This is a genomic window from Chryseobacterium sp. SIMBA_029 (assembly GCF_046535275.1).
Lineage (GTDB): Bacteria > Bacteroidota > Bacteroidia > Flavobacteriales > Weeksellaceae > Chryseobacterium.
Genome location: NZ_JAWRXA010000010.1, coordinates 153527 through 179654 on the forward strand (window position 1 = coordinate 153527; position 26128 = coordinate 179654).

At 36.2% G+C, this 26128-nt stretch carries 25 protein-coding genes; 17 read left to right on the forward strand and 8 right to left on the reverse strand.

The annotated features are described in order from the left end of the window. Positions 1 to 26 precede the first annotated feature (26 nt). A complete protein-coding gene (locus tag SB679_RS18465; RefSeq protein WP_410703777.1) occupies positions 27 to 539 on the reverse strand; it encodes a hypothetical protein in 513 nt (170 codons plus the stop codon). 117 nt (positions 540 to 656) lie between these two features. Here SB679_RS18465 and SB679_RS18470 point away from each other — a divergent pair, with 117 nt between their 5' ends. The 3 genes from SB679_RS18470 to SB679_RS18480 all read left to right on the forward strand — a co-directional run bounded on the left by SB679_RS18470 (position 657) and on the right by SB679_RS18480 (position 4331). Further along, entirely contained in the window at positions 657 to 2078 is a 1422-nt protein-coding gene (locus SB679_RS18470; RefSeq protein WP_410703778.1) for a PLP-dependent aminotransferase family protein, read from the forward strand. A 313-nt stretch (positions 2079 to 2391) separates the two neighbouring features. Beyond that, the gene (locus tag SB679_RS18475; protein ID WP_034711616.1) at positions 2392 to 2568 is read left to right on the forward strand and encodes a histone H1; all 177 of its coding nucleotides are present in this window, start codon (positions 2392 to 2394) and stop codon (positions 2566 to 2568) included. A 191-nt stretch (positions 2569 to 2759) separates the two neighbouring features. Continuing rightward, positions 2760 to 4331 (forward strand): M20/M25/M40 family metallo-hydrolase, encoded by a 1572-nt coding sequence (locus SB679_RS18480; protein WP_410703779.1) that lies wholly within the window; start codon positions 2760 to 2762, stop codon positions 4329 to 4331. Positions 4332 to 4355: 24 nt separating this feature from the next. Here the strand turns inward: SB679_RS18480 and SB679_RS18485 are convergent, their stop codons facing one another. Both SB679_RS18485 and SB679_RS18490 read right to left on the reverse strand, forming a co-directional pair. Then, positions 4356 to 4907 carry an RDD family protein gene (locus SB679_RS18485; RefSeq protein WP_410703780.1) on the reverse strand — a complete coding sequence of 184 codons (552 nt, stop codon included), beginning with the start codon at positions 4905 to 4907 and terminating at the stop codon, positions 4356 to 4358. 10 nt (positions 4908 to 4917) lie between these two features. After that, the gene (locus SB679_RS18490) at positions 4918 to 7041 is read right to left on the reverse strand and encodes a Tex family protein (protein WP_410703781.1); all 2124 of its coding nucleotides are present in this window, start codon (positions 7039 to 7041) and stop codon (positions 4918 to 4920) included. A gap of 309 nt (positions 7042 to 7350) precedes the next feature. Between SB679_RS18490 and SB679_RS18495 the strand changes: the two genes are divergently transcribed. Next, positions 7351 to 7884 carry a type 1 glutamine amidotransferase domain-containing protein gene (locus tag SB679_RS18495; protein WP_410703782.1) on the forward strand — a complete coding sequence of 178 codons (534 nt, stop codon included), beginning with the start codon at positions 7351 to 7353 and terminating at the stop codon, positions 7882 to 7884. A 158-nt stretch (positions 7885 to 8042) separates the two neighbouring features. Then, complete coding sequence (locus tag SB679_RS18500; protein ID WP_410703783.1) at positions 8043 to 8303, forward strand: DUF1294 domain-containing protein; 261 nt, start codon at positions 8043 to 8045, stop codon at positions 8301 to 8303. A gap of 34 nt (positions 8304 to 8337) precedes the next feature. On the opposite strand, the gene SB679_RS18505 is transcribed toward SB679_RS18500, so the two are convergent. Beyond that, positions 8338 to 9996 (reverse strand): glycosyl hydrolase family 28-related protein, encoded by a 1659-nt coding sequence (locus SB679_RS18505; RefSeq protein WP_410703784.1) that lies wholly within the window; start codon positions 9994 to 9996, stop codon positions 8338 to 8340. Positions 9997 to 10206: 210 nt separating this feature from the next. Further along, positions 10207 to 11706: a hypothetical protein gene (locus SB679_RS18510; protein WP_410703785.1), complete on the reverse strand. Its 1500-nt coding sequence runs from the start codon at positions 11704 to 11706 to the stop codon at positions 10207 to 10209. Between the two features lie 311 nt (positions 11707 to 12017). Here SB679_RS18510 and typA point away from each other — a divergent pair, with 311 nt between their 5' ends. From typA to SB679_RS18555, 9 genes are all read left to right on the forward strand, one after another. Next, positions 12018 to 13823, forward strand: a complete 1806-nt coding sequence (gene typA / locus SB679_RS18515) for a translational GTPase TypA (protein WP_034711603.1) — start codon at positions 12018 to 12020, stop codon at positions 13821 to 13823. Positions 13824 to 13953: 130 nt separating this feature from the next. Beyond that, positions 13954 to 15564, forward strand: a complete 1611-nt coding sequence (locus SB679_RS18520; RefSeq protein WP_410703786.1) for a glycoside hydrolase family 10 protein — start codon at positions 13954 to 13956, stop codon at positions 15562 to 15564. A gap of 232 nt (positions 15565 to 15796) precedes the next feature. Beyond that, a complete protein-coding gene (locus SB679_RS18525) occupies positions 15797 to 17323 on the forward strand; it encodes a helix-turn-helix domain-containing protein (protein WP_410703787.1) in 1527 nt (508 codons plus the stop codon). A 112-nt stretch (positions 17324 to 17435) separates the two neighbouring features. After that, the gene (locus tag SB679_RS18530; protein ID WP_410703788.1) at positions 17436 to 18143 is read left to right on the forward strand and encodes a hypothetical protein; all 708 of its coding nucleotides are present in this window, start codon (positions 17436 to 17438) and stop codon (positions 18141 to 18143) included. A 118-nt stretch (positions 18144 to 18261) separates the two neighbouring features. Further along, on the forward strand, positions 18262 to 18576 hold the full coding sequence (locus SB679_RS18535) for a helix-turn-helix domain-containing protein (RefSeq protein WP_410703789.1): 315 nt from the start codon (positions 18262 to 18264) through the stop codon (positions 18574 to 18576). A gap of 23 nt (positions 18577 to 18599) precedes the next feature. Beyond that, the gene (locus SB679_RS18540; protein ID WP_410703790.1) at positions 18600 to 18947 is read left to right on the forward strand and encodes a helix-turn-helix domain-containing protein; all 348 of its coding nucleotides are present in this window, start codon (positions 18600 to 18602) and stop codon (positions 18945 to 18947) included. Positions 18948 to 19154: 207 nt separating this feature from the next. Further along, on the forward strand, positions 19155 to 19706 hold the full coding sequence (locus SB679_RS18545) for a ferritin (RefSeq protein WP_034711598.1): 552 nt from the start codon (positions 19155 to 19157) through the stop codon (positions 19704 to 19706). A gap of 114 nt (positions 19707 to 19820) precedes the next feature. Further along, entirely contained in the window at positions 19821 to 20912 is a 1092-nt protein-coding gene (ychF, locus tag SB679_RS18550; protein ID WP_317742471.1) for a redox-regulated ATPase YchF, read from the forward strand. A gap of 80 nt (positions 20913 to 20992) precedes the next feature. Further along, positions 20993 to 22069, forward strand: coding sequence for a hypothetical protein (locus SB679_RS18555; protein WP_410703791.1), 1077 nt, complete (start codon positions 20993 to 20995; stop codon positions 22067 to 22069). A 57-nt stretch (positions 22070 to 22126) separates the two neighbouring features. Here the strand turns inward: SB679_RS18555 and SB679_RS18560 are convergent, their stop codons facing one another. Then, on the reverse strand, positions 22127 to 22324 hold the full coding sequence (locus tag SB679_RS18560) for a bacteriocin (RefSeq protein WP_410703792.1): 198 nt from the start codon (positions 22322 to 22324) through the stop codon (positions 22127 to 22129). A 251-nt stretch (positions 22325 to 22575) separates the two neighbouring features. On the opposite strand from SB679_RS18560, the gene SB679_RS18565 reads away from it, so the two are divergent. Further along, positions 22576 to 23703 (forward strand): NAD(P)H-dependent flavin oxidoreductase, encoded by a 1128-nt coding sequence (locus SB679_RS18565; RefSeq protein WP_410703820.1) that lies wholly within the window; start codon positions 22576 to 22578, stop codon positions 23701 to 23703. Positions 23704 to 23764: 61 nt separating this feature from the next. Here the strand turns inward: SB679_RS18565 and SB679_RS18570 are convergent, their stop codons facing one another. Further along, entirely contained in the window at positions 23765 to 23956 is a 192-nt protein-coding gene (locus SB679_RS18570) for a hypothetical protein (protein ID WP_410703793.1), read from the reverse strand. Positions 23957 to 23979: 23 nt separating this feature from the next. Next, positions 23980 to 24153 carry a hypothetical protein gene (locus SB679_RS18575; protein WP_410703794.1) on the reverse strand — a complete coding sequence of 58 codons (174 nt, stop codon included), beginning with the start codon at positions 24151 to 24153 and terminating at the stop codon, positions 23980 to 23982. A 145-nt stretch (positions 24154 to 24298) separates the two neighbouring features. Here SB679_RS18575 and SB679_RS18580 point away from each other — a divergent pair, with 145 nt between their 5' ends. Both SB679_RS18580 and SB679_RS18585 read left to right on the forward strand, forming a co-directional pair. Continuing rightward, the gene (locus tag SB679_RS18580) at positions 24299 to 25237 is read left to right on the forward strand and encodes a helix-turn-helix domain-containing protein (protein ID WP_410703795.1); all 939 of its coding nucleotides are present in this window, start codon (positions 24299 to 24301) and stop codon (positions 25235 to 25237) included. 88 nt (positions 25238 to 25325) lie between these two features. Next, positions 25326 to 26090, forward strand: coding sequence for an SDR family NAD(P)-dependent oxidoreductase (locus SB679_RS18585; protein ID WP_410703796.1), 765 nt, complete (start codon positions 25326 to 25328; stop codon positions 26088 to 26090). Positions 26091 to 26128 lie beyond the last annotated feature (38 nt).

The following is a 26128-nucleotide window of genomic DNA, read 5'->3' on the forward strand; positions in this document are numbered from 1 at the left end:
AATAGGATTGAAGTTGCTGACTTTTATTACCCTTTCGTAATGTCCATCGTCAAGAGATAAGAAGGAAGCTGGAAAGGCCCCGAATGGGTTTCTTCCACAATAGAAAATCCAGATTCCTTGAGAAATTCTAATAAAGGATCATTGATGAGCATATTGATCCAAATAATATCGGTAAATGCAACAGCAGCCCTGCACTTTTTCCAATGGGATTGCCTTACTTCAGGGGAATTGTATTCCTGAAGAATGACAAAGCTTAATTCTGTAGCTCTTTTTTCTTCCGATAATCCCGGATAGCGGGAACCGCTTTTCAAAATGCTGTACCCGATGGGCTGTTCATCCAGATAGGTCATAATAAGCTGGTTAGAGAGGTCGTTGAGCTCATTGATTACCTTTCTTCGATCCAGGTGCTGGATATAATTTTTAATATCTTCTTTTGGAACCAATTCTTTATACAGACTGCTTACAGAAGGTCTGATCACGTCGAAAAGATTGTCGATGCCTTCATCAGAACCTACGGTAAATTTTGAGACAATATTCATGCGATTTTTCTTCAAAATTAGGAAGTTATTCCGTACAAAAGGGGTACAGTACGCTGAATTTTAATCGGTACAGTTGTATATTTTGTAAATTTACCCGGTACGATTTAACAAAACACTATGCAGACTTATAAATATGAACTTTTTACGGCGGGGATTGAAGAGCAGATTAAAGAAGGTATTTTAGAGTCGGGAGACCGGCTGCCTTCCATTCGGGAGATCAAAAAAAGGTTTCATCTGAGCACGAGCTCTGTGCAGAGTGGGTATGAATATCTCATGATCAGAGGGTTGGCTGAAAGTATTCCCGGCTCAGGACATTTTGTTGCAGTTATTCACAGAGAAGATATTCCGGATGTTAAAACAGCTCTTCTTCCGGTAGTGAAAGATGCTGCATTCACAAATAACGTCATGCTTACTTCTGCAAGAATAAAGCCTTCGGAATCCAGTTCTTTTAACGCAGCAGCACCCGGTGATTTGCTGGTGCCGCAAAAACTGATACTCAGAACCCTACAGGAAGTGATCCGGGAAAAAGGAACCTCACTGTTGCGTTATTACCCTTCAAATGGCCTTCAGACGCTGAGAATGGAAATTGCAAAGCGTATAGGGGGCAACGGTAGTTATGTGAACCCTGATGAGTTGATCATTACAGATGGTGCATTGCAGTCGCTGACAATTGCACTGGGAACGATAACAAATCCGGGAGATATTGTCGCCGTTGAAAGTCCGTGTGTTTTTTCCGTGTTGGAAGCAGTAGTCAATCTTGGGCTTAAAGTAATTGAAGTACCGGTTCATTACCGTAATGGTTTTGATACGGTATATTTTGATACGGTTTGTAAGGAGAATGATATCCGGGCTTTGGTCGTAACACCCAATTTTCATAATCCTACAGGGATTGTCATGAGTGACGAAGCGAAAAAAGAACTGCTGAAAACAGCATTGTATTATCAGATACCAATTATAGAAAATGATATCTACGGAGACCTTTATTTTGGAGAAAAAAGGCCCAGCTGCATGAAAAGCTTTGATGATACAGGGCTGGTTATGACCTTTTCTTCATTTTCAAAGACTCTTGCGCCGGGCATACGGCTGGGTTGGCTGTATGCAGGAAAATTTTATGCTCAGGCAGAAAAAAACAGGTTTGGATTAGGAAGAACCGTTTCGCCAATTTATCAGGAACTGATGCTGAAACTTCTTCAGGGAGCCGCTTATGAAAGGCATTTGCGGTCATTCCGTAAAAAGCTGAGCCAGCAGGCATTTCAGGTGCTGGATGTGGTAAGAAAAGCTTTTCCGGAAGGTTCCTATTTTCACAGGCCGGAAGGTGGATACAGCATCTGGGGGCAACTGCCGGAAGAAACAGATATGAAGGCTTTTTATGAGTATTGTGAAACGAATCGTATCTTATTTACCCCAGGAAATACATTTTCCCTGTCTGACCAATACGGTCATCATTTCAGGATTGTATTTGCAGACCGGATGACTTCGGAAAGCTTTGTTTTGTTAGAAAATGCGGGGAAGAAGGTAAAAGAGCTTCAATTAAAATAAAAATCAACTTTTGAAAATATTTCAATGTCTTGAAAGAAGCTTCTGAAGCTGTTATAATAGAGAATATATCACAAAAATAGAAATTTGGAATAAAAATAAATATTACAATGATAATGTAATTATTCAACAATTAATTAGGGTAAAAAGGTCGTAATTAATTATGTAAAGCACCATATTAGCTATTATAATCACATGAAATATGCTGATTTTAAATAAAATGCGAAAAAAATGACGATTTAATGCAAACTTTTTTCTTTGCAGTTAGGCTGGAATCACCATAAAACCTATATTTGCACCCTAAATTTTAAAATAAATGAAAGAACTAATTGAAAAAATCAACGCGGAATTTGAAGCATTCGCAACTGAAGCAGGGCAACAATCAGAAAAAGGTAACAAAGCAGCTGGGACAAGAGCTCGTAAGTCAGCTTTGGAATTAAGCAAATTGTTCAAGGAATTCAGAAAAGTTTCCGTTGAAGAAGCAAAAAAATAATTATTCTGAACCGGTTTCCCAGGAAACCGGTTTTTTTATGCTTTATATTCTGCTGGTTTAGCAGTGAATAGATAACCGGTAGTTGGGACTGCCCGGTTTTTGTTTTTTTATATGGTATATCGCCTGATTTTTCGGGGTATTCTTTCCTGTTTTCCCGAATTCCTTTATCTTTAAAGCAATCAATTTGAATTATGAAGATAAATACTTTTTTTGCAGTACCTGCAGTACTACTGGCTGCTCAGTTTTCTTGGGCTCAGGGACCGGTAAATTCAAAAGAAAAGCTTAATCCTATTATCGAAAATTTCGTGAATGAAATCAACCGCAGCTCCCAGCTTGAAGATATGGCGCACGAGCTTCTGGATGGTATCGGACCACGTCTGGTAGGCACCCCGGAAATGCTTGCTGCCAATAACTGGACAGCAGATAAGCTGCGCTCATGGGGCGTAGAGGCCAATCTCCAGCAGTTTGGAACCTGGAAAGGCTGGCAACGCGGAATTACCCATGTAGACATGGTCTATCCAAGAGTGAAATCATTATCTGCCACACAACTGGCATGGAGCCCAGCGACGAAAAGAGCAATTGAAGCAGAGGTGGTGATACTTCCAAAAGCATCCTCTAAAACAGAGTTTGATCAATGGCTTCCATCTGTAAAAGGAAAGATCGTGCTGATGGCACAATATCAGAAGATCGGCCGTTCAGATGAACAGATCAAAGAATTTGCAACACCGGAACTGTATGAAAAACTGAAAGCTCAAAAAGAACAGGATTCAAAAGACTTCCGTGATTATGTAAAAAATATCGGCTACGATAATAATACGCTTCCTGAAGCATTGGAAAAAGCTGGTGCTGCCGGAATTGCCATTTCCAATTGGACCGGAATCATGGGTGCTAACAGGATTTTCGGTGCTAAAACATCTAAAATCCCAATGATCGACATCGATGTAGAGGATTACGGAATGCTTTTCAGAATGGCTGAAAAAGGAAGCAAGCCTAAAATTAAAGTAGAAGCTCAGTCAACCGTTCTTCCTGATGCAAAAACCTTCAATACAGTCGGAATCATTAAAGGGAAAGAAAAACCGAATGAATATGTTGTCCTTTCTGCTCACCTGGATTCATGGGACGGAGCGCAGGGAGCTACAGACAACGGAACAGGCGTTCTTACAATGCTTGAAACCATGAGGATCTTAAAGAAGTATTATCCTAACAACAAAAGAACCATTGTCGTGGGATTATGGGGGAGTGAAGAACAGGGACTGAATGGTTCCAGAGGTTTTGTAGCTGATAACCCTGAAATAGTGAAAGGAGTTCAGGCAGTATTCAATCAGGATAACGGAACCGGCCGTGTAGTGAATATCAGTGGTCAGGGGTTTGTACATGCCTATGATTATATCGGTAGATGGCTGAACGGAGTTCCTAAGAATGTAAGAGATCAGATCAAAACCGATTTTCCGGGAATGCCAGGTGGGGGAGGCTCTGATCATGCATCGTTTGTTGCAGCAGGCGTACCGGGCTTTTCTCTAAGTTCGCTTAACTGGGGATATTTTGGATATACGTGGCATACGACGAAAGATACGTATGATAAGATTGTTTTTGATGAGGTGAAAAATAATGTCATCTTAACGGCATCATTAGCGTATATGGCCTCAGAAGATCCCGAATTTACGAACAGAGAGAAAAGAGAAATGCCTTTGGATGATAAAGGACAGGTCACAAAATGGCCAGAAGTAAAGCAACCGAGGAGAGATTCCAAGGATTTTAAATAAAAAAGAAAGTAGCTTAATTTTAAGCTACTTTTTTTCTTCTAACAGTTTTTTGATTTTCAACAACTGAATTTCTTTGATAATATATGTTTTGCACAGTTTGTTGTTCATGTGCATACTTAAATCCGTTCTAAAATGTGTTTGAGTTCCAAATGCGACATCTTTGGTGGTGTATTCTGAAAAGGAAGGATAGAAGTTGGATAAGCACAAAAAATTCCTTTTTAATGATGTAGAAAAATTGGGGAAATTTCCAAAATCGTTAATAACAATCATTCTAAAAATCCTTTTTCCTAAGGTTGTTCCCCAAACTGTTTCGGTAACACTTCCAAGAATAACTACTGATGGGATTGAAAACAAGAAAGATAGAATTGGAGCCTGTTTAAAAATGAAAAGAAAAATAAGAAAGAAAGGGATCATATCAATTATTTTCGCCCATTCTCTTTGTTTTTCACTACCTGAAAAATCAGCTTTGAAAGGTAAATCATATTCAAATTCATTATAAATACGGTTACCTCCTAAATCAAAATTTCGGGTCGCTCGGCGGACTATTTTTCTTTCTTTTAATTCTGAAATTCTCATAAATTTTTAATTACAGAATCATACTTAACTGAATCCTTTTTCTTGCTTCATCCACTTCGGTTACTTTTACCTGAACATGCTGGTGAAGCTTTACTACTTCATTCACATCAGAAACAAATCCGTCTTTAAGCTGGGAAATATGAACAAGGCCGCTTTCTTTGATTCCAAGATCCACAAAACATCCAAATGCAGTAATATTATTCACAATTCCCGGGAGGATCATTCCTATCTTTAAATCTGTGATCTTTTTTACGCTAGGATCAAATTCAAATACTTTTGCAGCTTTTCTGGGATCTAATCCGGGTTTTTCAAGCTCTTTTAAAATATCTTTGATTCCCAGAATTCCAATGACTTCCGTAATGTAATTTTCGGGTTTAATAAGTGCTATTTTTTCTTTGTTGGCGATAAGTTCAGGGGTTTTAATGCCGAGGTCTTTAGCCATTTTTTCTACAATTCCATAGGCTTCCGGATGTACGGCAGAATTGTCTAAAGGATTTTTTGCATGCGCAATTCTCACAAACGCAGCTGCCTGCTGATAAGCTTTTTCACCCAGCCTTGGAACCTTTTTCAGTTGTTTTCTGTCTTCAAAAGCACCATTTTCTGTTCTGTAATTGACAATGTTTTCGGCCATTTTCTCACCGATTCCGGAGACATAGCTTAACAGTGATTTACTGGCTGTATTCAGATTGATTCCTACCGAGTTTACACATTTCATGACCGTAGAATCCAGTTCGTTTTTTAACTGAGTCTGATCTACATCATGCTGGTATTGCCCCACACCGATAGATTTGGCATCAATTTTAACCAGTTCCGCCAAAGGATCAGCCAATCTTCGGCCGATGGAAACCGCACCACGTACCGTGACATCATAGCTTGGAAACTCTTCTCTGGCAATTTTACTGGCAGAGTATACAGACGCGCCTGCTTCTGAAACCACAAAAACCTGCAGCGGTTTGTCAAAAGCAATTTTTTTAATGAAAAACTCTGTTTCACGGCTGGCTGTTCCGTTTCCGATGGAGATCGCTTCGATATTGTAGGCATTCACCATAGACCGGATTTTTTTCATCGCCATTCCGGATTCATTCTGCGGAGCATGTGGATAAAGGGTTTCATTATGAAGAAGATCTCCTTTTTCGTCAATACATACCACTTTACAGCCACTTTTGTAGCCGGGATCAATTGCTAAAATCCTTTTTTCTCCTAAAGGCGGAGCAAGCAGCAACTGGCTTAGATTTTCAGAGAATATTTCAATGGCTTTCTTATCTGCTTTTTCTTTGGCTTCCTGCAGGGCTTCGTTGGATATGGCAGGCTCAAGAAGTCTTTTATAGCTGTCTTTAATGGCAATGGAAATCTGTTCCGAAGCTTCGTTATTGGATTTAATCACTGCATTTTCGATAAACTCAACGGCTTCTGCTTTATCAACTCCTATATTCACTTTTACAAAACCTTCAGTCTCGGCTCTGAGCATTGCCAATAGCCTGTGAGAGGGCGTTCTGCTTAAGTTTTCATCCCATTCGAAATATTGTGAGAATTTCTGGGCACCTTCTTCATCTTTTTTAGCCTTCACTACTTTGGACGTAACCGCTGCTTTACGCTGAAACAGGCGGCGCAGGTTTTTACGGACATACATGTTTTCATTGATCCATTCTGCCATAATATCTCTTGCACCCTGTAATGCCTCTTCTTCGGAAGAAACCTGATCATTGATATATTTTGATGCCAGAGTCATCAGGTCACCGGTTTTCTGGCTCATAATGATCTTGGCTAAAGGTTCTAGTCCTTTTTCTTTTGCGGTATCGGCTTTTGTTTTTTTACGTTTTTTAAAAGGAAGGTAAAGGTCCTCAAGCTCCTGAATATCGAAACTTTCTTCTATTCTCTGTTTGAATTCCGGAGTCAGTGCATTCTGCTCTTCGATTGATTTTAAAATAGTTTCTTTTCGTTTTACAATCTCGTCAAACTGTTTACTGATCTTTGAGATCTGCTCAATCTGAACTTCATCCAGATTTCCGGTCTTATCTTTTCTGTAACGGGAAATAAAAGGAATGGTACAGTCTTCAGATAATAACTGAAGGGTTGCATTGATGCTTTTTTCGGATATATTGAGCTGCTTTTGTATAAATTCTACGGTCGTCATTGTTCTGTTTTCGGATGGCTAAAATAGCATTTTTGGAATGAAAAAAGGAGAGTTTTCCTGTAATGCCTATTTTTTATACCTGTTCAGCTCTGGAATAATTTTCATTATAAACTGAGTGTTAAAGAAGTAAAGTTTAGGTTTTGATCCTTCTGTAGTCACTGTGAAATTTTTTACTTGTTTTCAAAAATAAAAAATGATTAATATTTTAAATTGAAATAAATAATTTAACAATTTTTAATAATTAAAATAACTATAACGGCATTATTTTTTCTTTTAAACTTACATATAACACCATTAAAATATAAAAATATGTCTAAGAAAATTGCCATACTGGCTACTCACGGATTTGAAGAAAGTGAATTGAAATCTCCTAAAGAGCATTTAGAACAGCAGGGCTGGACCGCTCATATTATCAGCCCGGAATCAGGTACAATAAAGGCTTGGGCAGAAAAAGAATGGGGGAAAGAATATCCGGTAGATAAAACCTTGGCTGAAGCCTCTGCATCGGATTATGATGCATTGGTATTGCCGGGAGGGGTAATTAATCCTGATCAGCTGAGAACAAATGACCAGGCACTGGCGTTTGTTAAGGATTTTTTTCATCAGAAAAAGCCAGTGGCGGCAATTTGTCATGGCCCTCAGATTTTAATTAATGCTGAAGTCGTAGACGGGAGAAATATGACTTCTGTGAATTCGATTAGTAAAGATTTAAAAAATGCAGGCGCTTTATGGGAAGACAAAGAAGTTATCGTAGACAATGGACTGGTAACGAGCAGAACACTTAAAGACTTACCTGCTTTTAATGCTAAAATGGTAGAAGAAATTAATGAAGGAAAGCATTAAACATAACACTCATTCTTTTTAAAATTTTACAATAAAAAATGATTTTCAGCATCCTGGAAATCATTTTTTATTAACAACTATAGCTCGACAACCTCAGCCATCACCATGATTTTAAACTAGAGTGATACTCATTTTAATTTTATCATACATTTGCAGATATGATAGCTATAGTTTTGATTTTTATCAATGTAGTATGTTTTGCAATATTCGGGTTAGATAAAAGAAAAGCGGTGAAACATCAACAAAGAATCTCTGAGAACACACTCTTAATTCTTACCTTTTTTGGAGGTACAATAGGCGCCGCAACAGGAATGCTTGTTTTCAGGCATAAGATTTCAAAAAAGTCATTTTTGTTAAAATGGGGATTGGTTGTTCTTATTCAAATCGTTTTCATTTATGGATGGAGTGTTTACTACTAAAGAAAGACAGCCCAAAAGAGCTGTCTTCAAAAAATTAAGGTTCCATTGTAATGGTCTTCCATGTTCCGCCTAAATAGATCTGCGAAACATTGTTGGTTTCATCATAAAAAATATGTCCGTTGGGTGGAGCTGCATTTCTAAAAGTAAGCGGAGCACTCTCTCTCAGCCAATGGAAGTTCCAGTTATATAAACCATCAAAATGATTATTGGTGAATGTATTTGTATTTTCTTCGGTATTATAAGAAGGTGCCATGACGATCGTATATCCGGAAGAATTGATGAATTTGTTACGTTCAAAAATAATTTCTGAAGAAACCCCTCTGATGAAATAGAAAAAGAAGTTGTTGACAGTGTTTCCCTCAGAAACTCCTCTTAATTCATTGTTTTTAAACTGGAAGTTCTTAATATTAAAGCAACTGAAACTTACTTGTTCTGTAAGACCTAGTTTTTGAAATAAATTCCGCTCCATATAAAGATCGGAAACGTAAGACTTTTCTGCAATATTATCGGGTTCTTCATAAGAAATAATACATGAACGATCAAAATTACTAAACTTATTATCAAAGATTTTCACATTCTTTGATGCGGTTATCGTCATTGCCCGGTTATCAAAACCTGGAGTACCTTCGAAAATATTATTCTGTACTGTTACCATACAGTCATTTAACTCTTCAAATGATGTAGCTCCTCTGGAAGTAGAGATACAAATGGCGTTTGCGTTGGTGCATTCAGAAATGTAATTATTCTCAATGACAATATTGCCACAGTTTGTAGTAATTTTATTGATGACAATAGAGATTACCCCAGGGCTTCCGCCGACATTTTTGAATGTGTTATTCCTGATAGTGATATTTTTAACAATATGGAAAGCATGTATATCAGGTTCAATGTCAATAGCACCAGGCATTCTAGGGATTACTTTATCATTTCCTATGGGAATGGGTTCATCTAAGCTACAATTTGCAAATGTACAGTCTTCAATAGCTGCAACATTACAGTCTATAATAGAAATTCCGTTTCTATTGGCATGATTAACGCCGTCGAAGTGACAGTTTCTAACAAATACTCTTTCATTATGCCGCTCTAAACCTTCTATATTAGAACTTCCGATGTAAATGCCATCTCCTCTGAATTGGGTAAAGTAGCAGCCTTCAATGATCACGTCACTCACCGCATTAAGATTCATAAGATATTTAAATTCAGAAAACTGATTGTTTACACTTTTAAAATGAATATTTTTAACGGTAATGTTTTTTATATTATCACTAATATTAGTGGTTCCGCCATTACCGCTGTTTGCGGATATACACCAATCAGCATTGTCGTCCATTTCGAAAACAGTACTTTTTCCTATTCCCAACAGATTGGAATTGTTTAATAAATTCAATCCAGATCCCGTAATTTTATATCTGCCTTCCGGAAAAAATAAGATTCCATTGATCGCAGCAGATTTAGTAATCGCTTCATTGATTTTAGTCGTATCATCAGTCGTTCCATTACCGGTTACTCCAAACCATATCGCGTTAACGATATTTTCAATCAGGATTCTGCGGTAATACTTACCAGTCACTTTTTTGTAAATAATATCATCACATAAAGCATCGGTAATAGCGCTGCCTTCATAGGTGAAATCTGTTTCTAAAAAGCTTGTCCATTCTCCAGTGAATGGATCATTTAATTCAATTGTTGTCATGTGTTGGTTGATTTGTTAATTAATGATTATATACATTCCTGCAGGAAATCTATAAGTAAAAGTAGGGATGCATAACGACAGAACTCGTCGTATTATTTATTGTTTCAAAGAGTATTGAGAGGATGCTTGAAGAGAGATTATAGACCACAGAAAAACAAAAAAAAACACCTCCAAAAGGAGATGTTTTAGCACAAGCCAGATGTAAAAGTTTTAAGCAGTTATAATTCCAAACGGTTTCCAGGTGTTTGTTCCGTCGGTGGTATTTACCCATCCGATAGGTGCATCTACAGCAGGTCCTACATTTAAAATAATATCACCGCGTTTCCACTCAGAAGAGGATGTAGTAGGATAAGCATCCGCATACGTTATTTTTACTTTTCCTAAATGAAGAGAATCATTTACATTCTGATAATACACGGTTCCTAAATTATCATTGGTGATAAAGTTGCTGACAATATTAGGTTCAATTTCCGATAGACATTTGTTGTTGCTGATAGTGGTTTTTAATCCTTCAAGAGCTCTAATGTCGTAGGCTTTAAAGTTTTTTATAGAATTGCCTCTTACGTCATCATATAATGATTCTAAGCCAACTATATTCACGCCAATTGATATGTTATTATTTTTTACAGTATTATAACTAAGTATATCATTATCAATGATTTTATGCCCTCTAACCATTGAAGGATTGACAATGCTATTTGTTAATGATATTCCATATCCAGGTTGATCAAGAGCAATGTAATTGCTGTTTATATTCCAGTTAAAGCAACTATTTAACAGAACAATACCTATATGCTGGCAGAAATCAATCATACTGTTCATGAAATTTACGTGAGATGTTTTCTCTGCGTAAATGGCATCATAAGCTCCATAAATTAATGTGTCAATAATTCTCCAGCCTTCTTTTTCCGTCTCTTCTTCCTTTTCTCCTAAAAACCAGATTCCTTTACTATCGGCAGTGGCGAAATCAAATGAAAGCGAAGTATTACTGGATATTTCATTGTTAACTGATTTTCCTTTAACAAGAATTCCTACCTGGCAATTACCAGTTTTAAGAGTCTGAATTTGTGAAGACCACAGATAATTGACTTCTAATCCTGTTTTGTATCCGAGAATTGATAGATCTCTTACAATCATATCATAAGCTGGAGCACCTTTGCTTCCATTGATTTTAATTCCGGTAAAATTATTAGGAGTTTCTGCGTATGATTTTATATTGTAGATTCCGAATCCTTCTAGAACAACTCCTCTAGCATTCACTACAATGCCATCGTTATTATGGGTGATAAGAAAAGGAGGGGTTTCTTTATCTTTGGTGGCAGAACCCATAATCTTAATAGATTTATTGATCTGTAAAGTATTAAAAAGCATATATCTTTTATGTTCAAGATACAAAACCTGTCCGGTTTCCATTTCGTCAAGAAGCTTTTGGATTTCGCAGTAATCATTTGTATTTCCATCACCGGAAGCCCCACTGATTCTGACAGAAATATTTCCCGTATGCATTCTTCTGTAATTAGCAGGGTTGCTATCTGTATTTGTTTTTGTAAAATACAAATATTTTCCATCAGCAGGAATCGTGTTGTCGTTTTTGAAATTGACAAGCTCTCCCGTAAAATCATCTATTAATGTTACGATGTCCTTATCTAAAGAAGGATCATGAGTACCAATAAATTCTGAAATCGTTAATAAATTTAAATTGTTTGACATTTTTTTTTGTGATAAAGGTTAATAATTAATTATATACATTCCTGCAGGAAATCTATACAACAAAAGTAGGGGCGCACAACGACAGAACTCGTCGTATTATTTATTGTTTCAAAAAATATGGAGATGATTACTCATTTAAACTTAATCTTATATTTTTAATTTATCATTCGGAAAATATCATAAATGATTCTATTTTAGGGCTTTAACGGGTGGTTTGATTTAACGCTCTCATTATGAATTTGTTAAATAATTAATCTTGTTATCAATTAATTCATTAAAAAACACTATTTTTGCACCCGTAAAAATCATTCATGCAAAACATTAGAAATATTGCGATTATCGCACACGTTGACCACGGGAAGACGACTTTGGTTGATAAGATTATTCATGCTACTAACATTTTCAGAGAAAATCAGGAAAGTGGAGAATTAATAATGGATAACAACGATCTTGAAAGAGAAAGGGGAATTACCATTTTATCTAAAAATATTTCTGTTACTTATAAAGACGTTAAAATTAACGTAATCGACACTCCTGGTCACGCCGATTTTGGTGGTGAAGTAGAGAGAGTTCTTAAAATGGCAGATGGGGTAATTCTATTAGTAGATGCTTTTGAAGGGCCAATGCCTCAAACAAGATTCGTATTGCAAAAAGCATTAGAATTAGGGTTAAGACCATTAGTTGTTATTAATAAAGTTGACAAACCAAACTGTCGTCCTGACGAAGTTCATGATAAAGTATTTGATCTATTCTTTGCTCTTGAAGCTACTGAGGAACAATTGGATTTCCCAACGTTCTACGGTTCTTCAAAACAAGGTTGGTTCAATACATCATTAGAGCAAACAGAAAATATTTTCCCATTATTAGATGGTATCTTACAATACGTTCCAGAACCGAAAGTTGAAGAAGGGAATCTTCAGATGCAGATCGTTTCTTTAGATTTTTCTTCTTTCTTAGGAAGAATTGCTATTGGAAAAGTAATCAGAGGAGAGATCAAGGAATCTCAGTGGATTGGTTTAGCCCAGGCAGACGGTAAAGTATTGAAAGGAAAAGTAAAAGAACTTTACGTTTTTGAAGGATTAGGTAAGAAAAAAGTTACAGAAGTAAAGGCCGGAGATATCTGTGCTGTTGTAGGTTTTGACGCTTTCCAAATCGGTGATTCTTTCGTAGATCTTGAAAATCCTGAACCATTACCAAGAACTTCTATTGATGAGCCAACGTTGAACATGACGTTCTCTATCAACAATTCACCTTTCTTTGGAAAAGATGGAAAGTATGTAACTTCTAATCACCTGAAAGAAAGATTAACTAAAGAATTAGAGAAAAACTTAGCATTAAGAGTTGAACAAACTGGAGATGCAAACACTTTCTTGGTTTTCGGTAGAGGTATTCTTCACTTGTCAGTTTTAATTGAAACAATGAGAAGAGAAGGATATGAAATGACCATTGGCCAGCCACAGGTTATCTTGAGAGAAATCGATGGAGAAAAATGTGAGCCTTATGAATCTTTGGTAGTAGACGTACCGGATGAATATGCTTCTAAGGTAATCGACTTAGCTACTCAGAGAAAAGGTGACCTTCACGTAATGGAAACTAAAGGGGAAATGCAGCATATGGAATTCGAAATTCCTTCAAGAGGTTTGATCGGATTGCGTTCTCAGATGTTGACAGCTACTGCTGGTGAGGCTATTATGGCACACCGTTTCACAGAATACAAGCCTTTCAAAGGTGCTATTCCTGGAAGAAGTAATGGAGTATTGGTTAGTAAAACCCAAGGTCCGGCTACAGAATATTCTATCGCTAAACTACAGGATAGAGGTAAGTTTTATGTTGATCCGGGTGAGGAAATCTATGCAGGTATGATCATCGGTGAACAAAACAAGCCTGGTGACCTAGTGATAAACATAGTGGAAGCAAAACAGCTTAACAATATGAGAGCTTCAGGAAAAGATAAAGATACTGGTGTTGCACCAAAAATCTTATTCTCTCTTGAAGAATGTATGGAATACATCCAATCTGACGAAGCGATTGAAGTTACACCAAACTTTATCCGTATGAGAAAGAAAGTCCTTTCTGAAGAAGAAAGAAAAAGAATGGAAAGATCTGGGAAAGCTTAATAAAACCCATATTTATACATATAGAGCCCCGAATTTCGGGGCTTTTTTTATTTAAAAATTAAATGATAATTCATTTTATTATGATATTTTTAAAAGATTAAAAAAAATATTTAATGTAGTTTTGCAGCCTATGAAAATGAATCAATTAAAGCTTGTTTTTTTATTAGGTATTTTTGCGTCATACAGCAGTTCTTGCTCTGTGCAAAGCAATACCGTAAAAACAGTTCCCAATAAAACTCCGACGAAGCCAGCTAAAACTCCTACAAAGCCACCAGTACCTGTGGTTACCAAGCCGGTTCCGACTGTTGCTCCCTCAGACGAAATTTTTAAAGTAAACCTTCCTGCCATCAACCGGGAATTCCGTGGGGCATGGGTTGCAAGTGTGGCGAACATCAACTGGCCTTCAAGAAATAATCTTTCCGTAGAACAGCAGAAAGCAGAAGCGATAAGTATGCTGGAAACTTTGAAAAATAATAATTTCAATGCCGTAATTTTTCAGGTACGTCCATCTGCGGATGCCTTATATACAAGCTCTATTGAGCCCTGGTCTTACTTCCTGACCGGTGAAACAGGAACTCCTCCTTATCCGAATTATGATCCTCTTCAATTCTGGATTGATGAAGCCCATAAAAGAGGGTTGGAGCTTCATGTTTGGTTAAATCCTTACAGAGCCCACCACACCAATGGAGGAGCTGTTAATGAGCTGTCAATGGCCAATAAACTATCTGATATTGTTGTAAGATTAAAAAACGGAATGTATTGGTTTGATCCTTCCAATCCTAAAACACAGGGGCATGTTTCCAATGTGGTGAAAGATATTGTGAAAAGATATGACATCGATGCAGTGCATTTTGATGATTACTTTTATCCGTATGCCACTTACAATAAAGGAGCAGACTTTCCGGATAATGCTACATGGAATGCTTATGTACAAAGTGGCGGCACCTTATCCAGAGCAGATTGGAGGAGAGATAATGTAAATAAATTTGTAGAACGTATCTATAAAGAAATCCATGCAGAGAAAAATTACGTACGATTCGGAATCAGTCCGTTTGGAATCTGGAAACCTGGATATCCTGCAGGTGTTGTAGGTTCTTCCCAGTATGACGAATTGTATGCTGATGCAAAATTATGGCTGAACAAAGGATGGGTAGACTATTTTTCGCCGCAATTGTATTGGCCGATCGAATCAAAAGGTCAGCCTTTTGAAGGTTTGCTCAATTGGTGGAAATCCGAAAACACCATGAACCGCCACTTATGGCCGGGATTGAATACGGTAGAAATAAAAGTTTCAGACCGACCTACGGAAATCAAAAATCAGATTGAAATTTCTAGGCAAGTATTAAAAAGTGATGCCGGAGAAATTCATTGGAGCATTGCAGGGCTGACAAAAAATTCAAATATGCTTCCGACGTTGAAAAACGGACCGTATCAGGAAAAAGCGCTCGTTCCAAAAAGTCCGTGGATAAAAGCATTGCCGCTGCAAACGCCTACGTTATTCATCAATGACAATGGAAATGTCATACAGGCAAGCTGGAGCAATAAAAAGATCGGTGATGTTTTTCAGTGGGTACTTTTCACCCAATACAACGGAGTTTGGGAAACAGATATTCTGACATTAGATACTCTTTCAAAAGAAATTCCTAAAAATAAAGACGGAAAAACGCTAAATGCCGTTGCGATAAAAGCTATTGACCGATTAGGAAACGAAAGTGATTATATGGCAAAAAAAATAAAGTAAAAGACCTACTTTAAAAAATAAAATAGAACCAGTTCTTGAATAGGACTGGTTTTTAGTATAAAATTATACAGAATCAAGATTGTTTCTTTTTCGGATAAACCTCTTGCGTCCATAGAAAGTTATTGTTGACTGGATTTTATTAGTAAATTTATTTGTTCATTATAGTTTTGGGATATATACTGTATCAGATCTGTTTGATTATATTGAACGTACATTTTAATTATTTTTTCTTATGAAAAACTGCTGTATTGCTTTGTTTTTATTTTTGTTCATGAATATTCATGCTCAGAATCCTATTGATGATTTCAAAAAAATGTCTGAAACGAATCCGAATCAGGCCTTACAGAGCTGGGAAAAAGTATATCAAAATGCTGATAGTAAAGATAAAATTAATACTTTATTATATGTTTCGCAAGCTTACCTATTGACCGGAGACCATAAAAAAGGAATGGTATTCATTAACAGGGCAGAAAATGAATCCGGGAGTATAAATGATCCGGCTGTTACAAGTGATGTGCTGCTTCATAAGTCGGGAACGTACGCTGTGATGGGATTATTTGCCGAAGCAGAGCAATATGCAAGGGAAGGGCTGGAAACTGCCGGAAAAATAGAAGATCCTAAAATTAAAAACAAAATGACCGGAGATCTTTATTATCAGCTGGCTCTTTATGATATTCTACAGAAAAAAACAGAAAAACCTGCTGCACTTTTAAATAAAGCTTTTAAATTTTACAAAGAATCAGGTTTGTCAGAAAGAGAAAAACTATTGAGATACAGTACAGGATATTATAATTTGGGAAGTATCTATCTGGATACCAAAAAAGATTCGGCCTATTATTATTTTGAGAAAACAATACAGCTTCCTGATATCAGTTCAAATCCCTTTATTTTAAATCTGTCTTATAATAACTTGGGAGTTCTTGAATATCAAAAAAATAATTTAAACCGTGCTTTAGATTATCTTAATAAAGCCACCTCATATCTCCAGAAAGTAAAAGACCCCAACCTGAGTACAAACTATGCGTTATTGTCCAGCATATATGATAAAAACGGCAATCAGGATAAGGCTTTATTCTATAAAAAGAAGCAGGAAGAATTTGAGAAAACACTGAACGGCTCCCAAAAAGAAGCGGTGAAATATGCCTTTTCCTCCCTTGAAAAGAGCAGACAAGAAACCGAGGCTAAAGCGGTACGTTTTAAAATGATATTAATTGGAGCATGTGTTCTTTTTACCATATTGCTGTGTATTGTTTTATATTATAACCGTCAAAAAAATAAAAAGCAAAAGTTTCTTTATGAAAGTATTATTAAGAAACTGGAAACTAAGGCTATTTCAGATGATCAAGGACCCAATTTTCCCTCAAAACAAGTAAAAGAAATGAATATTCCGGAAGTCAGGGAAAAAGATATTCTGGAAAAACTTAGAAAATTTGAAGAGACGGAAAAATTCATCAACCCAAAACTTAGCCTTTCACTTTTGGCGTCACAGTTTAATACCAATACAAATTATCTTTCCGAAGTCATTAACAGCAGTAAGGGGAAAAATTATAATACTTACATTAATGAATTGAGAATCGATTTTATATGTTCAAAAATCATTAATGATCCTGCATATAGAAACTATAAAATCAGTTACCTGGCAGAAGCCTGTGGATTCTCTTCCCATAGTGTTTTTGCTACGAATTTTAAAAATATAACCGGAATTTCGCCTTCAGATTTTATTAAGCAGACTAAAGAGAAAAAAGAATTAATTTATTGATTTTCAATTGTTTGATTGGTTTTTTTTCTTTATTTATTCATGATTTCTAAAACACTTTTGTTGTAAAGTAAGATATTCACGCTTAGGTTTGCAGCATAAAAATACTTTTAGAATGAAAAAAATGACAATGCTTTTATGCTGTTTCAGTTTGAAGATTTTATTTTCACAGGTAGGAATTAATACCAGCAACCCGCAAAAAACTTTAGATGTTAATGGAAACTTTACTTCCAAATATCAGGATACTTCTACAGGGTTATTTTATGAGCTGACTAATTATAAAAATGATTTGACGGGCAGCCCGATTACAAGCATGACGATTGCAAACAATAGTAATCTTTCTGCTGCAACAGAATATTCTTTACTGGGAGTTGGGAAAGGAACAGGTAATTTTGCCGTAAAAGATGCAAATGGTTTGTCAGTTCTACAGTTTAATTCAGGAGTTACAGCTTTTGTAAGCCAGACTACTACTGCCTCTACTAGTTTTTGGGGAAGCAGTACCGGCTCAAACCCCTATTCGAGAATGGAAGTCAGTAAAACTTCAGGTGCTGTGGCCAGGGTAGAGGCAAATACAACAAATGGTATACAGTTTACGGCTAACAGTATATCCGGGACAGCACAATCTACCTATAGTTTCCCGGCTGAGACCGGAACTAACGGCCAGATTATGGCTTTAAACGGTAATACAACATCACTGTCAGGAAAGCTTCAGTGGAAAAACCTCTCTGATATTATGATCCTAAAATCGCCTAACGGAAGCTGTTACAAAATAACAGTAAGCGATACCGGCGTATTATCAACATCATCTATTGCCTGCAATTAATTTGAATTTCAAAGATATACACGTCGGAAGATTAATACATTGCCGTTTCCAGGAAGTGGCTATGGACATTGACCGGGCATGTCGTTTTTTTAATTGTTTTGAATCAGAGTTGAAAGAAATGTTTGCTCAGGAAAACCTTTCCACATATATACTTTTGAAATGGAGCAAATTATTAGAATATGATTTCTTTAGGGTTTACTCCCACCACTTAGTTCTATATTCTCCTCAGAGAAGAAGAAATGGGGATATTAAGCATGAAAAGATACCACAGCAGTCTGTAGTGCCACAGTTCAGAAAGAGTTTATATACTAAAGAAATAATAGCATTTATATTAGAACTCATTTCCTCCGGAGAAAAATCTAAAAAAGAGATTATTGAAGAATATAACATTCCAAAAACGACACTATATAAATGGCTCCATAAATATAAGTGATTGATAATAATTGTAAACCAAGAGTGGAATCAAAAAAAATAACAGAAAACAGCCGGACGCCCAACTATAAAAGAATTTATCTGGATATGATCAATACCCGTTATCCGGATAAAAGAACAGCATGTCATTATATTCTTTCCAAAACGGAGCTTACTATGCTGGATGTTATTACTGTTAATGAAATTCTTTTTGGTAAAGACATAAATGGGAAAAGAGCACCAAGCCAAAAACACCGTTCTTATGATAAAGTGGCAGTACTGCAGATATTAGATTTTCAGAAAAAACACAAACTCAATAATACAGAATTAGCAGGTCACTTTAAAATGAGCCGGAATACGATCCATAAATGGAGGAAATTGTTTCCGGCTTAGTTTATTGTTCTTTTAAACTTTTATGATGCTTAGACCATTGGTTATTTAAAATCGGATTTATTATTTTAGAATAACTATAAATTATCAATTCAAATTAATGAATATCAGTTTATTATAAACTATGTTTTGTTGTTTAATTAAAATTAATAATCTTCTCGGAATCATTTTTGCATCATATTATTCATAATCACACAAAAATATACTTTTATGAATACGAACAGACTTTCCCCAACCCTGGAAAAAGCATTAAGTGACCAAATGAACAAAGAAATTCTTGCCTCTCATACTTTCTTATCTTATGGAATATGGGCAGACGACAAAGGTTATCAGGGAATCGCCAATTTCCTTTACAGGCATTCACAGGAAGAAAGAAATCACTCCATTAAATTCATGGAATACGTACTCAACAGAGGCGGAAAACCTAAAGTAGATGCCATTCCGGCTCCTCCGAAAGATCCTGAATCCCTTACAGAATGTTTTGACGGGGTCTTCAAGCATGAAGTGGATAATACCACTTCTATTTATCAGATCGTAGATATGTCGCTTGCAGAAAAAGACTGGGCAACCTGGAATTTTATGCAGTGGTTCGTTCAGGAACAGATCGAAGAAGAAACATTAGCGTCCAATTTGATTGATAAGTTAAAAATTGCAGGCGGAGACAGAGCCACAGATGAATCTTTATTTACATTAGATAAAACATTGCAGGAAGCTCCTGATGACGCTCCGTTAGCACAAGAGGCTACAGGAGCCAATCCTTAGAACATACAACTAAAATAAATAAAATCTGCCACAGCAACGGCAGATTTTTTTTATTATGAAACTCCCTTTAAAATCACTATCTTTGCGGACCTTTAAAAATTAAATAGTTTCATTATGAAATGTGGAATCGTAGGCTTGCCAAATGTAGGTAAATCAACTCTTTTTAACTGTTTGAGCAACGCAAAAGCTCAATCAGCAAACTATCCTTTCTGTACAATCGAACCTAACTTGGGAACGGTATCTGTTCCTGATCAAAGATTGTTTGAATTAGAAAAATTAGTAAACCCAGAGAGAGTATTACCGGCTGTGGTTGAAATCGTGGATATTGCAGGTCTTGTAAAAGGAGCCAGCAAAGGAGAAGGATTGGGAAACCAGTTCCTGGCCAATATCCGGGAGTGTGAAGCGATCATCCATGTATTGAGATGTTTCGACAACGGAAATATCATCCACGTAGAAGGTTCTGTAGATCCGATACGTGATAAAGAAATTATTGATATTGAACTGCAGTTGAAAGACCTTGAAACGGTAGGAAAAGCAGTTGATAAAGCTAAAAAATTCATTAAATCCGGAAAGAAGGACGATCTTTTGACGTACGAAATTCTTCAGAATCTTGAAAAATTTTTAGAAGACGGTAAAAACGCAAGAGAATTTCCAATGGACGACTTTGCAAAGTCGCTTATCGGAGATGTTCAGCTTTTAACCAATAAGCCGGTACTTTACGTTTGTAATGTAGACGAAAATTCAATCAAAAATGGAAACGAGTGGATCGGAAAGATTGAAGAAATGGCTAAAAAAGAAGGTGCTGAGGTAGTGGTATTAGCTGCTCAGATTGAAGCAGACATCAACGAGTTAGACTCTTTCGAAGAAAGACAGATCTTCCTTGAAGAATTAGGTCTTGAAGAACCGGGAGTCAACCGTTTGATCAGAAAAGCATATGACTTATTGAAACTTCAGACGTATTTTACGGCAGGAGTGAAAGAAGTAAGAGCATGGACAATCGGACAGGGATGGACCGCTCCTCAGGCAGCAGGTGTTATTCACACTGATTTTGAAAAAGGATTTATCCGTGCAGAAGTTATTAAATATGCAGACTATGTAACCTATGGTTCTGAAATAAAGATCAAAGAAGCTGGAAAACTGTCTGTAGAAGGTAAAGAATATATCGTTCAGGATGGTGACATCATGCACTTCAGATTCAACGTATAAGAAATATTAAAGTTCGTATATAAAAAAACGCTTCCATCTTTTTGGGAGCGTTTTTTGCATTCACAAGAAAAATTGTAACGATGAAAAAACTGTATCTCTTTGCTGTTTTGACAACCCTTTCATGTTCAAAGACAATTGAAGACCGATGCTTTAGTAAGGAAGAAGAAAAGAATAATTATATAGAAAAGAAACCTTATACGGCAAAACAGATTCTTGAGGAAAAAGCGGATTATTTGACGATCACTACCCTTAAAAAATTCAGAAGTTTTGAACAGGATAGTGTATATGCCCATGAGACTAAATGGAAAATGTATGAGAAAGGAACAAATACTTATGATATAGACTATAAACTTTTTAAAGATAAATTTTCCGGGGAGTTTCTATGTTTTGGAAAACAGGAATTAGGGAATACTCAGTATGCGCTAGGGAGAAATAATTTAGGATATTGGCTGCTGAAGATTGAAAATAATCAGTCTTTTGCTTATTTTTTAGGATTAAGTTTTAGTCATTATTATCTTAATGAAATTCAGACAACACCTATTATTAAAGATGGATTCCTGCAGGTGGAAGGAAGCCTGGTGCAAATTATAAAAGTTCCCGGCCTTCCCGGATATGATGATTATTCAGCTCTTGAGGATGGTAAACTGTTTAAAATCAGTTTGAAAGATCTGACACAAGATTCTGATCATGATGGGTATAATGATATTTTTGAAGAAAGTTTTGGACTAAACCCAAACAATAAAGATACAGATGGAGACGGGACAGATGATTTTAGCGACCTGAATCCTATGTTTACATCTGAAAAAAATAAATTCAGTGAACTGTATCAGATGTTGTTACCAACTTATGCAACGACATTTGATTTTAAAAAAATGCCTTATTATTTTGAAGTTTTTGAAAGCGACTGCGATTATTTTCACCAGATAAATCCTACTGAATATAAGGTGCTGTTTTCTACAGAAGATGAAAATCGTCAAACCGGTTATATTAAAATTACAGATGTTTTCGATTTCGGAATTTCAAAAATTAAAAAAGATAAAAAAGATCCGAATAAATTTTATATTAATAAATGGAGCAGTAGTTCCTCCAGTGATTTTACTGTAGAATACAAAAACGGAAAATGGGAAGTAGAACTTGTTGGCCAGACAGTTGTCTGAAAAGACAATACCATTCTACATAAGAATGGTATTGTTAGACGTTTTATGATACTGAAATTATTGAGGTCTGCATATTTTCTGAGCACATCCCGAAGAAATAAGCGTACATGCTCTGGGATCATCCGGAGGGTATGTTTCGCAAGGATAATCGGGAGTACATAGAACAGGTTGCATACAATCCAGCATTCCTCCTGCAATCGTTTTTAATTCTTTTTTACTCAGTTTTTTCCCGCTTTGTAAAAGTAAATTTTTCATTGTTTTGATTTTTAGTGAGTTAGTATACACTAAAGTAGTGAAAATAATTAATGTTATATCACTTTGCTAGGATAAATATGTAAATAAATAATGATAAAGCACTTTTTTAATAAATAATTTCATTCAAAAATCAGGTTGGTACTACAATGCACAACCATTACTTAAAAATTATTTCCCTAATGATAGCAGACTAAATTTTCGATAATGAAAAACTAATAATAATCATTTATCATCCTGACTAAAGATGCAGAATTAGTTATAATTTTGTCTTACAACAATTTCAATCTCTTAAGATGAATAATTCAACAATCAATTGGAAAAATCAGGTGACCACTCTGTTGGAAACCCAATATCCGGTGATCCAGGCACCCATGTTTGGAGTGAGTACTCCGTCGATGGCCGCTGCTGCATCGAAAGCAGGCTGTCTCGGTTCTTTACCGTTAGGAGATCTGTCTGTTGATGATTGTATAGCCACAATCCGTGGAACAAAGCAGCTCACTGATACAAAATTTGCGGTCAATATTTTTGTCAATGAAATTCCTGAAATCACAGATTCGTTAAGAGCTCAATATGCTGAAACTAAAAGGTTCATAGAACAACTGGCAGCAGATTATCACATGAGTATTGATCTCCCTGAAATAGATACCCTGAAAATCCGCAGCTATCATGATCAGATAGATGTTCTTATTTCAGAAAACTGCAAGATAGTAAGTTTCACATTTGGTAATCTGGATCATCAAAGCATTGAGAAGTTAAAAAATAATGATACCATTCTTATCGGAACCTGTACATCTGTTGAAGAAGCCGTAATATTAGAAAAATCCGGAATCGATATTATTTGTGTTCAGGGAATTGAAGCAGGAGGACACAGAGGGAGTTTTACCAATGAAAATATTCCTCAAATTGGAGGGTTTTCCCTGCTGTCACAAGTGTATGATACGGTAAATGTTCCTCTTTTGTATGCAGGTGGAATTTATGACGCTAAAACCCTACTTGCAGCTAAAACTCTGGGAGCACAGGGATTTCAGGTAGGAAGTTTATTGTTAGGATCTGCAGAAAGCGCATTGAAGGAATTTGAAAAAGAAAGATTGAGAAGCGCAAAAGAGAATGACATCATTTTAACCAAAAGTTTTTCGGGAAGATATGCGAGAGGAGTTCAGAATGCATTTATGAAAGCCATTGATTCCACACAGTACATCCTTCCTTATCCCTATCAGAATAAGCTCACTGCCGGACTTCTGAAAGCAGCCAAACTCAAGGAAAATGCTGATTTTGTCAGCATTTGGGCAGGACAATCGCTCCATTCTTTCAGTCAGGAATCTACAGAAAATATTCTTCTCAATCTGATTAAAGAAGCAGAACATTTTCCTTTGAAATAATATAATAAATAAAAATACCATTCTGTCAGGAATGGTATTTTCTATAATAAGGGTGTTGTCCTTATGGAATTAAATCCGGTCTGCATTGAGGATCAGCGCAGCCTTTGGATATAATCCTGCATCCGTTAGTTTTAGGATCAATGCACATCATTAATCCGCCATTCACTGATCTTAATTGTTTTTTGTTTAATTTTTTACCGTTTTGTAAGTCTGTAATTTGCATATTTTTAATAGTTTGGTGATTAGTATTCATAAGTATTTAATAAAAGATGACTATTAAAAAGGATCCAGGATCGGAGGAGTAGGCTGACATTGAATTTGAGCACAACCCTTTGATATTTGCTTACAGTTTCCTGTCATAGGATCGATGCAGTCTAATCTTCCGCCGGTAATTACCCGCAGTTCTTTTTTGTTTAGTTTCTTTCCTTTTTGTACATTTTGATTTTTCATGATAATGATTTTTAGTGAGTTAGCTAATAACTAAGGTAAATAAAATAATTGATTATATCACTACGCGAAGATAAAATCGATAGAAAATTATTTTTCTGTCATATATCTGAAGCTTCGTATATTTGAATTGTACAAATCATCATTCATGGAAAATATAACCCGTACATCTCTCGAAGATTTCTACCGGGAGATGGCTGCCAAGCTGGGAAAAGATCTCGAAAGTATTTTTCCTACAGGACTTCATAAAGATATCGGGCATTTTAATGTTTTTGATATTGCCCAGACTATTGAAAAAGCCAGAACAACTTCTGAAATGCCTTATAACAGAAGGAAATATTATAAAATAAGCCTTATCAGAGGCAGAAACAGGGCAGAATATGCAGATAAAATAGTACAGATCAAACAGAATGCTTTGTTATTTGCAACGCCAAAAGTTCCTTATCATTGGGTTCCTGAAGATCCCAATCAGTCGGGAAGTTTCTGTGTATTTACAGAAGATTTTTTTATTAAATCCCAGTCCCAGGCGTCTCTTGAAGAATTACCTATATTTCAGCCGGGAAATATTCCTTTATTTGAGATTGATGATGAACTCGCTGTGGAGATCGAACAGCTTTTTGCGAAAATTAAAAAAGAGATTGCTTCCGATTATCTGTTTAAATATGATCTCATCAGAAATTATGTGCTGGAACTTATCCATTACGGACAGAAGCTACAGCCTGCAGCCAAGCTTTCCACTTCGAATGATGCATCACTCAGGGTGGTTTCTTTATTTATAGAACTGTTGGAAAGACAGTTTCCGATTGAATCCTCTGAACAGAGACTGCAGCTGAAAACTGCAAAAGATTATGCCGGAAGATTGGCTGTACATGTAAATTATTTAAATAAAAAACTCAAAGAAAACACAGGAAAAACGACTACAGAACTGATTGCAGACCGTCTGATTCAGGAAGCAAAAATTCTTCTGAGACAGACAAAATGGAATGTTTCTGAAATTTCCTATGCGTTAGGATTTGAAGAAATTGCCCATTTTTCCAATTTCTTTAAAAGAAAAACGTCATTCACCCCGCTTGAATTCCGTTCATGATTTGAATTTTGCAAATTTCAGATTGATTCAAGCAAACAGGTTACCTTTGAAATTGTTCAACTTTGTATCATTAAATTAATCAAAAAAAATGGAAACAAAAACAAAAATAGCATTGATAACAGGCGGAAGCCGCGGATTAGGAAAAAATGCAGCCTTAAAGGTGGCACACAAAGGTCTTGATGTTATCATTACCTATAAAAGCAGTAAAGAAGAAGCAGATGCAGTGGTAGAGGAGATAAAGGCATTGGGAAGAAAAGCTGTTGCTTTTCAGTTAGACACCAAAGATACCAAAAGCTTTGATGCATTTGTAAAAAACGTAACCAGTCACTTACAGGAAAATACAGGCAGTACAAATATTGATTTTCTTGTGAATAATGCAGGTACGGCATTATATTCACCTATTACCGAAACAACAGAAGAACAGCTTGATGATATCGTAGATATTCACTTTAAAGGCGTATTCTTCCTGACTCAAAAACTGTTGCCTTTCATCAATGACGGCGGGGGAATTATTAATATCTCTTCAGGATTGGCAAGATTTGCATTGCCTGGTTCCTCGGTGTATGGATCTATCAAGGCTGGCGTTGAAATGCTGACCAAATATATGGCGAAAGAGTTAGGACCGAGAAGAATAAAAGCCAATGTGATCGCTCCAGGAGCTATCGAAACTGATTTTGGTGGCGGAAGAACAAGAGATGATGAGCACGTTAATTCAATGATTTCAACTATTACAGCACTGGGAAGAGCTGGACTTCCGGATGATATCGGAGGGATTGTTGCATTTTTATGTACCGATGATGCAGGCTGGATTAATGGTCAGAGAATAGAAGCTTCAGGCGGTATGTTTTTATAATACAATAAAACATAGTTAACCCATACAAGCAGTAGAAT

Coding starts and splice junctions, on each gene's coding strand:
- SB679_RS18465 (WP_410703777.1), bottom strand. CDS start 539: ATGAATATTGTCTCAAAATTTACCGTAGGTTCTGATGAAGGCATCGAC.
- SB679_RS18470 (WP_410703778.1), top strand. CDS start 657: ATGCAGACTTATAAATATGAACTTTTTACGGCGGGGATTGAAGAGCAG.
- SB679_RS18475 (WP_034711616.1), top strand. CDS start 2,392: ATGAAAGAACTAATTGAAAAAATCAACGCGGAATTTGAAGCATTCGCA.
- SB679_RS18480 (WP_410703779.1), top strand. CDS start 2,760: ATGAAGATAAATACTTTTTTTGCAGTACCTGCAGTACTACTGGCTGCT.
- SB679_RS18485 (WP_410703780.1), bottom strand. CDS start 4,907: ATGAGAATTTCAGAATTAAAAGAAAGAAAAATAGTCCGCCGAGCGACC.
- SB679_RS18490 (WP_410703781.1), bottom strand. CDS start 7,041: ATGACGACCGTAGAATTTATACAAAAGCAGCTCAATATATCCGAAAAA.
- SB679_RS18495 (WP_410703782.1), top strand. CDS start 7,351: ATGTCTAAGAAAATTGCCATACTGGCTACTCACGGATTTGAAGAAAGT.
- SB679_RS18500 (WP_410703783.1), top strand. CDS start 8,043: ATGATAGCTATAGTTTTGATTTTTATCAATGTAGTATGTTTTGCAATA.
- SB679_RS18505 (WP_410703784.1), bottom strand. CDS start 9,996: ATGACAACAATTGAATTAAATGATCCATTCACTGGAGAATGGACAAGC.
- SB679_RS18510 (WP_410703785.1), bottom strand. CDS start 11,706: ATGTCAAACAATTTAAATTTATTAACGATTTCAGAATTTATTGGTACT.
- typA (WP_034711603.1), top strand. CDS start 12,018: ATGCAAAACATTAGAAATATTGCGATTATCGCACACGTTGACCACGGG.
- SB679_RS18520 (WP_410703786.1), top strand. CDS start 13,954: ATGAAAATGAATCAATTAAAGCTTGTTTTTTTATTAGGTATTTTTGCG.
- SB679_RS18525 (WP_410703787.1), top strand. CDS start 15,797: ATGAAAAACTGCTGTATTGCTTTGTTTTTATTTTTGTTCATGAATATT.
- SB679_RS18530 (WP_410703788.1), top strand. CDS start 17,436: ATGAAAAAAATGACAATGCTTTTATGCTGTTTCAGTTTGAAGATTTTA.
- SB679_RS18535 (WP_410703789.1), top strand. CDS start 18,262: ATGTTTGCTCAGGAAAACCTTTCCACATATATACTTTTGAAATGGAGC.
- SB679_RS18545 (WP_034711598.1), top strand. CDS start 19,155: ATGAATACGAACAGACTTTCCCCAACCCTGGAAAAAGCATTAAGTGAC.
- ychF (WP_317742471.1), top strand. CDS start 19,821: ATGAAATGTGGAATCGTAGGCTTGCCAAATGTAGGTAAATCAACTCTT.
- SB679_RS18555 (WP_410703791.1), top strand. CDS start 20,993: ATGAAAAAACTGTATCTCTTTGCTGTTTTGACAACCCTTTCATGTTCA.
- SB679_RS18560 (WP_410703792.1), bottom strand. CDS start 22,324: ATGAAAAATTTACTTTTACAAAGCGGGAAAAAACTGAGTAAAAAAGAA.
- SB679_RS18570 (WP_410703793.1), bottom strand. CDS start 23,956: ATGAATACTAATCACCAAACTATTAAAAATATGCAAATTACAGACTTA.
- SB679_RS18575 (WP_410703794.1), bottom strand. CDS start 24,153: ATGAAAAATCAAAATGTACAAAAAGGAAAGAAACTAAACAAAAAAGAA.
- SB679_RS18580 (WP_410703795.1), top strand. CDS start 24,299: ATGGAAAATATAACCCGTACATCTCTCGAAGATTTCTACCGGGAGATG.
- SB679_RS18585 (WP_410703796.1), top strand. CDS start 25,326: ATGGAAACAAAAACAAAAATAGCATTGATAACAGGCGGAAGCCGCGGA.